General features: G+C 44.4%; 11 protein-coding genes. 7 read left to right on the top strand and 4 right to left on the bottom strand.

All coding sequences use genetic code 11. The features are described from left to right. Window positions 1-369 precede the first annotated feature (369 nt). Entirely contained in the window at window positions 370-828 is a 459-nt protein-coding gene (locus tag C232_RS0116800) for a methylated-DNA--[protein]-cysteine S-methyltransferase (protein ID WP_018665314.1), read from the top strand. 207 nt (window positions 829-1,035) lie between these two features. On the opposite strand, the gene C232_RS0116805 is transcribed toward C232_RS0116800, so the two are convergent. Next, the gene (locus C232_RS0116805; protein WP_018665315.1) at window positions 1,036-1,818 is read right to left on the bottom strand and encodes a carbon-nitrogen family hydrolase; all 783 of its coding nucleotides are present in this window, start codon (window positions 1,816-1,818) and stop codon (window positions 1,036-1,038) included. 122 nt (window positions 1,819-1,940) lie between these two features. Between C232_RS0116805 and C232_RS0116810 the strand changes: the two genes are divergently transcribed. Further along, complete coding sequence (locus tag C232_RS0116810; protein WP_018665316.1) at window positions 1,941-3,128, top strand: pyridoxal phosphate-dependent aminotransferase; 1,188 nt, start codon at window positions 1,941-1,943, stop codon at window positions 3,126-3,128. Window positions 3,129-3,440: 312 nt separating this feature from the next. After that, window positions 3,441-3,728: an aspartyl-phosphate phosphatase Spo0E family protein gene (locus C232_RS0116815; protein ID WP_040400257.1), complete on the top strand. Its 288-nt coding sequence runs from the start codon at window positions 3,441-3,443 to the stop codon at window positions 3,726-3,728. A gap of 292 nt (window positions 3,729-4,020) precedes the next feature. Here the strand turns inward: C232_RS0116815 and C232_RS0116825 are convergent, their stop codons facing one another. Next, entirely contained in the window at window positions 4,021-6,180 is a 2,160-nt protein-coding gene (locus tag C232_RS0116825; RefSeq protein WP_018665319.1) for an ATP-dependent Clp protease ATP-binding subunit, read from the bottom strand. 406 nt (window positions 6,181-6,586) lie between these two features. On the opposite strand from C232_RS0116825, the gene C232_RS0116830 reads away from it, so the two are divergent. Continuing rightward, a complete protein-coding gene (locus tag C232_RS0116830) occupies window positions 6,587-7,621 on the top strand; it encodes a YkvI family membrane protein (RefSeq protein ID WP_018665320.1) in 1,035 nt (344 codons plus the stop codon). 62 nt (window positions 7,622-7,683) lie between these two features. Here C232_RS0116830 and C232_RS0116835 read toward each other — a convergent pair whose 3' ends face one another. Together C232_RS0116835 and C232_RS0116840 are read right to left on the bottom strand one after the other, a co-directional pair. Beyond that, entirely contained in the window at window positions 7,684-8,301 is a 618-nt protein-coding gene (locus C232_RS0116835) for a CPBP family intramembrane glutamic endopeptidase (RefSeq protein WP_018665321.1), read from the bottom strand. A 331-nt stretch (window positions 8,302-8,632) separates the two neighbouring features. Next, window positions 8,633-8,824, bottom strand: a complete 192-nt coding sequence (locus C232_RS0116840) for a YkvS family protein (protein ID WP_018665322.1) — start codon at window positions 8,822-8,824, stop codon at window positions 8,633-8,635. Window positions 8,825-9,053: 229 nt separating this feature from the next. On the opposite strand from C232_RS0116840, the gene C232_RS0116845 reads away from it, so the two are divergent. The 3 genes from C232_RS0116845 to ptsP all read left to right on the top strand — a co-directional run bounded on the left by C232_RS0116845 (window position 9,054) and on the right by ptsP (window position 11,457). After that, complete coding sequence (locus tag C232_RS0116845) at window positions 9,054-9,248, top strand: hypothetical protein (protein ID WP_018665323.1); 195 nt, start codon at window positions 9,054-9,056, stop codon at window positions 9,246-9,248. A gap of 221 nt (window positions 9,249-9,469) precedes the next feature. After that, window positions 9,470-9,736, top strand: coding sequence for a phosphocarrier protein HPr (locus C232_RS0116850; protein WP_018665324.1), 267 nt, complete (start codon window positions 9,470-9,472; stop codon window positions 9,734-9,736). Then, window positions 9,736-11,457, top strand: a complete 1,722-nt coding sequence (ptsP, locus tag C232_RS0116855) for a phosphoenolpyruvate--protein phosphotransferase (RefSeq protein ID WP_018665325.1) — start codon at window positions 9,736-9,738, stop codon at window positions 11,455-11,457. Before C232_RS0116850 ends, ptsP begins: the two co-directional genes overlap by 1 nt. The last annotated feature ends 398 nt before the right edge of the window (window positions 11,458-11,855 follow it).

An 11,855-nucleotide genomic window follows, 5' to 3' on the forward strand; every position in this document is an offset into this window, starting at 1 on the left:
CATCACCATTTGAATATTCAGGGTTACGAGAAATATTTGGTAATTTATAGGCATTTAACTTTGAATCTAAATTTGTCTGATTTAGTAGGTTTCCTACAATAGCTAATCCTGCTTGGGCAGTAATTCGTTCATTCGTAGCTTCTATAATAAACTTTTTCATGAAATCACCTGATTGTGGAATTGGTTAAAATGGAACTCTGTCCATATTATACTAGATTTCATGCGGGTTTTTCGAGATTGAATGAAAATTTCGTCACGGATTCAGGAATTATTAAAGAGCATAAAGGAAGTATTGATGTTCAAAGCAAAGTGGGGGCAGGAACGACATTTCATATTTACCTGCCCACCCAAATTGGCTAGGTGATAAAAATGGCAGTAACATGTATGGACAGCCCGGTTGGCCCTTTAACGATTGTGGCCGATTGCCGGGGAGTGATGTCTATCTGCTTTGGCGAAAAGGCAGGAATCCATGAAGACGGGCATCCTGTATTACGACAGGCTGTCAGGGAACTCCGGGAGTACTTTGAAAAAAAGCGAAAACATTTTGATGTTCCGGTTGTTTTAGAAGGGACTGCTTTTCAAGTTGCAGTCTGGTCGCAGCTTAAAAAAATTCCTTTTGGCGAAACGAGATCCTATACCGATATTGCTGCAGCTATCGGCAGGGATAAAGCGGTGCGGGCTGTCGGGCAGGCGAACCGGAAAAATAAAATCCCAATCATCATCCCCTGCCATCGTGTGATTGGCAAGGACCGTTCATTAACCGGGTATGCCGGCAGCCAACTGGATAAAAAAGAAATACTGCTGGCACTGGAAGGATACGAATTCTAAGCCCGCAGCCGGACAAAGAAAAGCGGAGGGCGCTTGCCCATCGGCGACAGGCAACTGGGCCGGCACCAACGAAGTCAGCCCTTTGACTTCAGGTGGGGCCGGAACAGTTGACCCCGAGCCGATAGCGCCTGCAGCTGGACCAAAACGGCCGGGCACGCAAAGCGCACCCGGCCGTTTTGGTGATGGTTTCGCATACGTTCGCAAACGTTAATAAAAATCGGGGAGCCGGTCCGAAAATACCGGGATTCTGCTGCGTACTTCTTCAATCAGAGACAAATCCATTTCAGCGGTGACCAATTCTTCCTCTTCCCCTCCTTCTCCGGCCACTTTTCCCCAAGGGTCAATGATCAGTGAATGGCCGGCGAAAATGTTAGCCGGGTCGCTGCCGGAGCGGTTGCAGGCAATGACATAGCACTGGTTCTCAATCGCCCGCGCAATGCACAGTGCCCGCCAGTGGTTCAATCGTGCAAGCGGCCATTCGGCAGAGACAAACAGCGCTTTTGCCCCCAGTAAAGCCTGTTTGCGGATCCATTCCGGAAACCGGATATCATAACAGATGACTCCGGCAAAAGTTTCTCCTTCCAATTGAAACACGCCGTCTGTTGCGCCGGAGGTTAAATATAAATGTTCATCCATTAATCGAAACAAATGGATTTTGCTGTATTGTTTTACGAGTTGTCCGCTGCGGCTGATCACGAGCATGGTGTTATAATACTTTTCTGCTTTTTTGCTGGCAACGGAACCGCCAACAAGGTCAATACCGTACTTTCGGGAACAGTCACTTAAAAATTGAATGGATTGCTGCGCATGCTCATCGCCCAATTCCGCTAAACGGGTAAGGTCATAACCTGTTGTCCACAGTTCAGGAAGCACGGCAAGATCACATCCGGCAGCGGCCGCCTCCCCAATCCATTTTTGGGCTGCCTCAAAGTTCGCTTCCTTATTTCCAAACTTCACATCCATTTGAATACAGGCAATTTTTCTTTTCACACGGATCCCTCATTTTGAATTTGTTATAAATTTCACTTTACAAACCTACTATTTCGTTATAACATTTTTTATTAAGCAAGAAAAGTTGAATTTTTCGAGTATACATAAAAGGGTGAAGTTAAATGTATCATTTTCCACAATCAAAAGTTCTTCAGTCACTGCCGACACAATTTTTTGCAACCCTGGTTTCAAAAGTGGAGAGAGTGAAAGCGGAAGGGCACGATGTCATCAATCTCGGGCAAGGCAATCCGGATCAGCCTACACCGCCCCACATTGTCCGCAAATTGCAGGAGGCGGCGCTGAACCCGGAAAACCATAAATATTCCCCGTTCCGCGGCTATCCTTATTTAAAAGAAGCGATTGCTGCATTTTACAGCAGGGAGTACGGTGTTCATGTCGACCCGGAAACAGAGGTTGCCGTTTTATTTGGCGGGAAAACCGGCTTAGTGGAAATTCCGCAATGCCTGTTAAACCCTGGTGATACAGTGCTGCTTCCGGATCCGGGTTATCCTGATTACTGGTCAGGCGTAGCGCTTGCCCGGGCAAAAATGGAAATGCTGCCGCTCTTTGCCGAAAACGGCTTTTTGCCCGATTACAATGCCGTTTCGGAACAAACAGCCGAAAAAGCAAAATGCATGTTTTTAAATTACCCGAACAACCCGACAGGTGCAGTCGCAACGAAAACATTTTTCGATGATACAGTTGCTTTTGCGAAAAAGCATAAAATTTGCGTAGTCCACGATTTCGCGTACGGTGCGATCGGTTTTGACGGAAAGAAACCGGTCAGCTTTCTGCAGTCAGAAGGCGCGAAAGATATTGGCATTGAAATTTATACTTTATCCAAAACATACAATATGGCAGGCTGGCGCGTTGCTTTTGCAATCGGCAATCCGAGCGTGATCGAAAGCATTAACTTGATCCAGGATCACATGTATGTCAGTTTATTTGGGGCGATCCAGGAAGCAGCGGCCGCAGCCTTGCTCGAATCGCAGGATTGTGTGGAAGCACTGGTACGGCGCTACGAATCGCGCAGAAATGCTTTAATTGGCGGCTTGCATTCCATTGGCTGGGATGTTGATGCACCGAAAGGCTCCTTTTTTGCCTGGCTGAAAGTACCAAATGGCTATACTTCAGAAAGTTTTGCAGACTTACTGCTGACAAGGGCGCATGTCGCAGTTGCCCCGGGGATTGGCTTTGGGGAGCACGGGGAAGGATTTGTGCGCGCCGGATTGCTGACATCAAATCAGCAGCTGAAAGAGGCGGCCGACCGGATAAAAGCGTTAAATTTGTTTGCCGGTACTCATTTTTAAGCCAAAAAGGCGGAAGCTGTCCCGCCTTTTTTGTTTTTCTTTTTTTCTTTTTTTCAAATTCCGCTATAAAAATAATGCTGTCAAAGACCGTTGAATTTTACAGGATTTATAAAAAAGGCGGGTCAACTTTTGTCTAATATTGCGAATCTATTTACATTTTCGTCAGGACCTGCGATAATGCTTGAGTAATGATTCGAAATTGAAAGAACCGTGGCGGGTTCCATGTGTAGAATCTCACAAATCTGGAAAAATGCTGAAAGATCAACAGATGATATAAAAAGGACAAAAAGAGAAGCAAAGGAGAAGTTGAAAGTGGACAATAAAAATTCTGAGGTGAACAAGTATCTATTACAGATACAGAAAAAACGACAGGAAATGATGAGGCTGGGGGAAGAGTTCGGTTTAACGCATGAAAAAACCATACAGTGCAGCCAGCAGCTGGATCTGTTGATGAATGAATTTGAGAATTACCGCAAACAGCATCAAAACTATTCTGAAATGACCATCATCAGGGAAATGTCGTTTATTCTGTACGAAAAAGTACATCGCCCGAATCTGCTTGACATGAAAAAGAGCCAAAAAACACAACAGATTGTTTAAGAACAAGCACCAGGAAATACTTCCTTCAACTGGAAATTCCATCAACCAAATAAACTCCGCCAACAGTGTGAAACAAAACGGCTTACCGTACTAGAAAAGGCAAATCCCCATAAGTATTTGAAAGCGGCCGTGCCGGTTCTTTTATATAGGGGCGATCTATCAGGACCTTGGCCGGGGTTGCCCGGCACCTTATCAAAGAAACGGCGCCGGCCTCCGTTTTCGGCGCACTGTTTTTGCCTGTAAACAATAAAAAGCAGTATGCAATTCATGCATACTGCTTTTTAAAATAGCCTTATTTTACAGCAATGGTAATTTCCCCGTCCCGGACATCCGCTTTTAAGTTCTTATCTTCCGGATGGTCGAGGATAAAGTCTGCGATTTGGTCTTCAAGTTTATCCTGGATTACACGGCGGATCGGGCGGGCGCCAAATGCCGGGTCATAGCCGAGTTCTGCAATTTTTTCTTTTACTTCTTCTGTTACGTCAAGATGGATGGCTTGTTCGGCCAATGTTTCATACAGTTCTTTCAGCATCAGATCAACAATTTTGATCAAATCTTCTTTTTCAAGCGATTTGAACTCGATGATATTGTCAAAACGGTTTAAGAATTCCGGTTTGAAGAAATCGCCGAGAGAGCCTAAAATATTTGATTCTTTAATGGCTTCGCTCTTGGTGAATCCGACTTCTTTATGCTTAAATTGGGTGCCGGCATTGCTTGTCATGATGATGACAGTATCTTTGAAGCTGACCGTTCTGCCCTGGGCATCCGTTAAGCGGCCATCATCGAGAATTTGCAAGAACATATTTAAGACGTCAGGGTGCGCTTTTTCAATTTCGTCCAGCAAGATGATGCTGTACGGGTTATGGCGCACTTTTTCAGTTAACTGGCCGGCATCTTCATAACCAACATAACCGGCAGGGGCGCCAATTAATTTTGAGACGCTGTGTTTTTCCATGTATTCGCTCATATCGAGACGGATCATCGCGTCTTGTGTGCCAAACAATTCTTCCGCTAGCCGTTTTGTTAATTCCGTTTTCCCGACACCGGTAGGGCCGACAAACAGGAATGAACCAATCGGGCGATTTTTCGCTTTCAGGCCGGCACGCGAACGGCGGATCGCTTTTGCCACTTTCTTGACGGCTTCTTCCTGGCCGATGACCTTTGCTGCCAGGTTTTCTTCAAGATGTTGCAGTTTTTGCTGTTCATCCGCTTCCAGCTTGCCGACAGGAATGCCCGTCTTATGCTCAACAATTTCCTGGATTTGCCCCACATCGACAACCGGTTTTGATTCTTCCTTGCCAGATGCAGCCATTTCCTTAAGTTTTGCTTCTTCTTTTTTCAATTCAGCTGCTTTTTCATAATCTTCTTTGGCCAGCGCAGCTTGTTTTTCCTGAACGATTTCACCAAGCCGTTTTTGAATGTCTTCTTTGCTTGGAACGGTAATCGTCAAGTTTAATTTTGAACCGGCTTCATCCATCAGGTCAATTGCTTTATCCGGCAGGAAGCGGTCCTGGATATAGCGGTGCGATAAGTTTACACACGCTTCAAGCGCTTCGTCGGTAAATGTGACATGATGGTATTTTTCGTAGCGGTCTTTTAAGCCGCGCAGAATCATAACCGTTTCTTCCAGGCTTGGTTCATTTACTTGGACAGGTTGGAACCGCCGTTCAAGTGCAGCGTCTTTTTCAATTTGCCGGTATTCTTTCAAAGTCGTTGCACCGATGACCTGGATGTCACCGCGGGCAAGTGCAGGTTTTAAAATATTGCCTGCGTCCATCGAGCCTTCTGCAGATCCTGCACCGACCAAAAGATGGATTTCATCGATAAAGACAAGCATATTTTTCTGTTGTTCAAGTTCTGCAATCAGCTTCTTCATCCGGTCTTCAAACTGGCCGCGGATGCCGGTATTGGCAACGAGAGAAGCGACGTCCAATAAGTAGACTTCTTTATTTTTCAGCTTTGCAGGGACTTGGTTTTCAACAATTTTTAAAGCCAGGCCTTCTGCAATGGCGGTTTTCCCAACCCCTGGTTCACCGATCAGGACAGGGTTGTTTTTGTTGCGGCGGTTCAAAATTTCAATCACACGCGCAATTTCTTCATCACGGCCGATCACCGGGTCGATCATGCCGGCTCTGGCTTGTGCCGTTAAGTTGCGGCCGAACTGGTCTATAAAGCGATTGCCGCCTCCCTGTGACTGTGTTTGCACGGTTTGTTTTGCGCCGTTTGCAGGTTGGAACCCGTTCATGTTCATTTGGTTAAAGAGGTCATTGAAACCTCCGAATCCAAAGTTTCCGAATCCGTTGTTCATAAACATGCCTCCCCAGTTATTTTCCAACTGTGCCCGTTCTTTTTGGTAACATGCCGAGCAAAGGTTCAATGTTTTTTCTTTTCCATTCACATTTATATGCAAGCCGATATTTGCTTCATTTTGATGGCATCTTTCACATAACATCAAACATTCCTCCTTAACAAGTTAGTTTGATTTTGACTATCTTTGACTTTCACACTTTAAAAATAGATCAAAGTATTAAAATTTGCAAGCATGCTGTCCAAACAGCGGTGTTTGACTATCTTTGACCTTTACAAGATTATTATAGTTCAAAGTATCCGGGGGTGCAAACATTCTGCTTTGATCTGGTTCAGCACCGGAATCGGCAGGATGAATGTTTGACCAACTTTGATCTTTGATTATAGTGTACAACACTGTCTGTTATTTGTAAAGAACTCTATTTGACTTTTTTTGACCAATTTTTCTTTTTTTACTATTGGCCTAATTTTGCCTGCTTGAACATAGGATGATAAGGAATGGCTCGTCCAGGGCTATTCCACCGATTTCACATGCAAAAGGGGGGCAGGTGGTGAATAGATGGTTAGGGGCTGTCCAAATTGCAGCTGTTTATATAGGAACTATTATTGGGGCGGGATTTGCGACCGGTAAAGAGATCGCTGCATTTTTCACCCGTTTCGGATTGTACGGATTTTTTACAATCGGCCTTGCCGGCTTGGTTTTTATTGTTCTGGGCACCATCATGATGGAAAAAGCGATAGATATGAAAGCGCAGTCATATGAAGAATTCAATCGGTATTTATTTGGAAAGACACTTGCCGGTGGCATCAATCTGTTGATGATGATGATGCTGATCGGCGTCTGCGGCGTGATGCTGTCCGGGGCGGGCGCTGTTTTTGAAGAACAACTTCATCTCAGCCGCCAGACCGGAATTCTGGTTACACTGTTTTTGACTTTCTCTGTCATGATGGCCGGAACAAAGGGATTATTAAGCGTCAATACATTTGTGGTTCCGATGATGATCGTGTTTAATTTGCTGCTGATGTCGCAGTCTGTCCGGACAGAGGGTTTTTCCCGGCTTTTTTGGGCGCGCCCGGATTTCCACGAATCTGTCCAGGCGGTCATTCAGGCATTGTCATATGCGGCTTTTAACCTGGCACTCGCACAGGCGGTACTCGTTCCGGTCGCATCGGAAGCAGGGGATAAAAAAACCGTCCGGCTCGGGGGCATATTAGGCGGTCTGTTTTTAACAATTTTATTATTCTCCAGCCATTTTTCGCTCGTAACCCTGCCGGATATTTCTTCGCTCGAGATTCCGATGGCTCACATTGTAAAGACCAGCTTTCCAAGTATCTATTTTATTTATGTCATGATTATTTTCTGCGAAATTTTTACCTCTATTCTCGGAGATGTATACGGGCTGGAAAAGCAGCTGCAAACCTATTTGCCGGTTAAGAGCAGTTGGATTTTCCTTTTTATTCTAATCGTGATTGCGCTGATCAGCCGCATGCATTACGGGGCTTTATTGTCAGTCTTATATCCGGTATTCGGCTATTTCAGCCTGCTGTTTATCGTGATGCTCGTGATTAAAACCATCAAGGCATAAGGCCCGGCTTTCCCTGCAGCCGGGGTTTGGAAAACAAAAAGGCTGCCTTTCTTAAAGCAGCCTTAGTAAATGGGGAATATAAAAATAAGCAGGACGTCAAAAGTAAGGTGCGATAAAATCAGCGTGGGCATGTCCCGCTTTTTAGCGTACAGCAGGCCCCAAAAGACGGAAGCAATAAAAGTGATGATCATCATGATTTTCAAATTGCAGTACAGGTAAACAGAAGCGCTGATGACAGCGGAAAGCAGGACAGCGTATTTTACATCCATGATTTTCATCAGCCGCGCCTGGACAAATCCCCGCCAAAATATTTCTTCCCCGGGGATTAAAATCAGGACTAACGAAATATAATGCCAGAGATAATGCGGGGAGAACCTCCTGTATGCCTGAATGACTTCATTGTCCAGCCTGGTTGGCAGCACGTTTAAGGCCATGTTGCCAATTCTGAAAATCATATACAACAGCACGCCGGACAGGATGCCGTACAACAAAATCTGGTGATAGGAAAATCTTTCGTGTTCTTTTGACTTTCCAAGGAATACAACATAGCTGATTAGAAACAGCATCGCGCCCGTGTACAGGTACCAAAAAACAGTGCTGTCCCGAAATGTAATATATAAAAGAAGATGGGCAATAATGATGCTTCCCAGTAATTTCGTATCGATTATTAGTTTTGCCACGGATGCAATCCCCTCTCTCCAGAAAAAATCCCGAAAAGCAAATTCTCTATTTAGGATGTCTGCTTACAAGAATGAAACGGAGTAAAAACCGGTTCGGCAAATAACTCCGCAGGTTGCAGGCGAACATATAAAAGCGCATGCAAGGCAGGCCTGAAAACGGCGGTTTGTCTACAACCTAAAGATTATTTTAGCAAATTTGCTGTCAAAAAGGTATTAGAATATCCCTATCTGCATAATGTTCGAAATTTCACAAAGTTGGACGAAAATGCATTAAAAAAGAAACTGGCAACGGGACCAGCTTCTTTTTTAATGAATCGGCTTTCAAAGATCATTAATTCCTGACGCTTGGTTCAATAATTTTATAATTTTTATGATTAACCACTGTTTTTTCTTCCAATTCCAGCTCACTGAAATTTTCCATGTAAGTCAAATTCACAATGACAGAGTTCTCGTTTACTTTTTCGACAATGCCCCAGAGCCCGTTTTTAAATGCAATGACGTCACCGATTTGTGCTTTTCTCACTTGCGATTCCCCCAAACCAAAGAGTATTGTAACCAGTTTGCACTATTTTTCTGAAAAGTTCAAGACCTTTATCTTGAAATTCAACATGCATGGTTTATTTCTTCAAAAATAGTGAACAAAGGAAAGTAGGTTGTTATTACGGTCCTGTCGAAAAAAGTAATAAAAGGTCTAAAACGGGAAGGGAGGGGATGATGGTGGTATGGTAAAATGTCATTTGGGGTGATGAAAAATGACAGAAGAAGAAGCCGGTAAATTAATCGCACAGCTCAGAAACAGGGAAATCAGCGAGTTTTTGATTAAGCGGGAGGATTTCCTGTCCTTTCGCAAGGTGCTTGTTGCCCAGCCTGATTTTAAGCAGTTTAAAGGGATTGCCAAGCATGGCGGGGATGTCATCTACCAGTACTTGGAGGTGCCGCGAAGTTAAATTTGCTCCAAAAGCGAATAAAATCACGAAAAGTTAAGCAAAATGAGATTAATTCAAGTGATTGTTTTATTCGTGGAGGCGTGTTATCCTAATACGGGGATTTATTTTATTCCCGCATTATGCAAAATTTGTCTTTTTTATGGATGATTTCTCATAAATATTGACGAAATATGTATGGTGCTTTATTTTTATAACTATATTGATGTAAAGGAGTTTTACGAATGGCTGAAAAACAATTTAAGGTAACTGCTGATACAGGGATTCACGCACGTCCGGCAACATTGCTTGTTCAAACTGCAAGCAAATTTGATTCCGATATTCAATTACAATACAAAGAAAAGAAAGTAAATTTAAAATCCATTATGGGTGTAATGTCTCTTGGAATCGGAAAAGGCGCTGACATCACCATTACTGCTGAAGGCAGCGATGCAAATGATGCATTAAATGCATTAACCGAATTAATGAAAAAAGAAGGACTGGGCGAATAATGTCAACCATTTTGAGAGGGATCGCAGCCTCCAGCGGGATTGCAATCGCGAAAGCCTACCGTTTAGTTGAGCCTGATTTATCTTTTGATAAACAGGCTGTTCAAAATACGGCGGATGAAGTCAGCCGTTTCCAAGCTGCTGTGGCTGAATCCAGATCAGAATTGCAGGCGATCAGAGAGCATGCAATGAAAGAACTGGGTTCAGACAAGGCGGCTATCTTTGACGCGCATCTGCTCGTTTTGGACGACCCTGAATTACTAACACCGATTCAAGATAAAATTAGAGACGATGAAGTGAATGCAGAATACGCATTAAAAGAAATTGCCGATATGTACGTAACGATGTTTGAACAAATGGATAACGAATATATGCGTGAACGTGCTGCGGATATCCGCGATGTGACAAAAAGGATCCTGGCCCACTTGTTAAAAGTGGATATTCCGAATCCAAGCATGATCTCGGAAGAAGTTGTGGTCATTGCGGAAGACTTAACCCCTTCTGACACCGCCCAGCTGAACCGCCAGTATGTTAAAGGGTTCGCAACAAATGTCGGCGGCCGTACTTCCCACTCCGCGATTATGGCACGCTCATTGGAAATTCCTGCCGTTGTCGGGACGAAGACAGCGATCCAGGATATCCAAAACGGCGATCTTGTCATCGTGGATGGCTTGAATGGGGATGTCCATGTCAATCCGACACCGGAAATTGTGGATGAATATAAACAAAAACAAGAAAAATACGAACAACAAAAGGCAGAATGGGCTAAATTGGTGAACGAAAAATCCATCTCCAAAGACGGCCATCAAGTGGAATTAGTTGCCAATATCGGGACGCCAAACGACTTAAAAGGTGTGATTCAAAACGGCGGGGAAGGTGTCGGCCTTTACCGTACCGAATTCCTGTACATGGGCAGGGACGAGCTTCCATCAGAAGAAGTCCAATTTGAAGCTTACAAAGCAGTGCTTGAAGGCTTAAATGGAAAACCGGTTGTTGTCCGCACGCTGGATATCGGCGGCGACAAAAAACTGCCTTATCTTCCGCTGCCTGAAGAAATGAATCCATTCTTAGGATTCCGTGCGATCCGTTTGTGCCTGGACAGGCAGGATATCTTCCGCACACAGCTGCGTGCGCTTCTTCGCGCCAGTGCTTATGGCAACTTGAAAATTATGTTCCCAATGATTTCGAATCTGGATGAATTCCGAAAGGCTAAAGCACTTCTGCTCGAGGAAAAAGAGAAGCTTGTACAGGAAGGCGTATCCGTGGCTGACAAAATCGAAGTCGGCATCATGGTTGAGATTCCTTCAACCGCGGTGATGGCTGACATCTTTGCGAAAGAAGTCGATTTCTTCAGCGTCGGAACCAATGACTTGATCCAGTACACGATGGCTGCTGACCGTATGAACGAGCGGATTTCGTACCTGTATCAGCCATATAATCCGGCCATTTTGCGCCTTGTAAAGCGTGTCATTGACGCAGCCCACAAAGAAGGTAAATGGGCTGGCATGTGTGGTGAAATGGCAGGGGACGAAATTGCAATTCCGATTCTTCTCGGCCTTGGCCTTGATGAATTTTCGATGAGCGCTTCTTCTATTTTGAAAGCACGCGCCCAAATCCGCGGGCTCAGCAAAGCCGATTTGGAAAAATTAGCAGAGGAAGTCCTCACGCTTTCTACCAATGATGAAGTCAAAGAACAAGTGAAAAAAGTTCTTTCAAATTCATAAAAAATTTTTTTCGAAAAAGAGGATTAATGAGTTAGAAGCCGGGTATACATAATATATCCCGACATCAGGGTAAGGTATTAGTATCCTGTATTGTTACAATACTGGATGTATATCGTTTCTTTCTCATTTTTCCCCCTATTTGCCGAATGAGTTTCTCATTCGGTTTTTTTGGTGCGCCGCGCATGACGATTCGCTAGGCGGCGAAAGTCCGCTATGGGGGTAGATAGCGACCAACCATTAGCCAAGAGCAAGGGTGTCCATTGTGAAGTGGAATCTGAAGGAAGCTGGAGGCAAAATTCTGACCCGAGGAACACGAATACCATCAGGCGTACTCTTACAGGGTAAGACTGCCAAACAAGTCAAAGCCCAAAAGCTATCCGGATGTGGAGGCGTAAATG

This window comes from Heyndrickxia acidiproducens DSM 23148, from assembly GCF_000374345.1.
Classification (GTDB): domain Bacteria; phylum Bacillota; class Bacilli; order Bacillales; family Bacillaceae_C; genus Weizmannia; species Weizmannia acidiproducens.

Excerpts from the sequence above, each read along its gene's own strand:
- C232_RS0116800 (WP_018665314.1), top strand. The coding sequence starts at position 370 with ATGGCAGTAACATGTATGGACAGCCCGGTTGGCCCTTTAACGATTGTG.
- C232_RS0116810 (WP_018665316.1), top strand. The coding sequence starts at position 1,941 with ATGTATCATTTTCCACAATCAAAAGTTCTTCAGTCACTGCCGACACAA.
- C232_RS0116825 (WP_018665319.1), bottom strand. The coding sequence starts at position 6,180 with ATGTTATGTGAAAGATGCCATCAAAATGAAGCAAATATCGGCTTGCAT.
- C232_RS0116845 (WP_018665323.1), top strand. The coding sequence starts at position 9,054 with ATGACAGAAGAAGAAGCCGGTAAATTAATCGCACAGCTCAGAAACAGG.
- C232_RS0116850 (WP_018665324.1), top strand. The coding sequence starts at position 9,470 with ATGGCTGAAAAACAATTTAAGGTAACTGCTGATACAGGGATTCACGCA.
- ptsP (WP_018665325.1), top strand. The coding sequence starts at position 9,736 with ATGTCAACCATTTTGAGAGGGATCGCAGCCTCCAGCGGGATTGCAATC.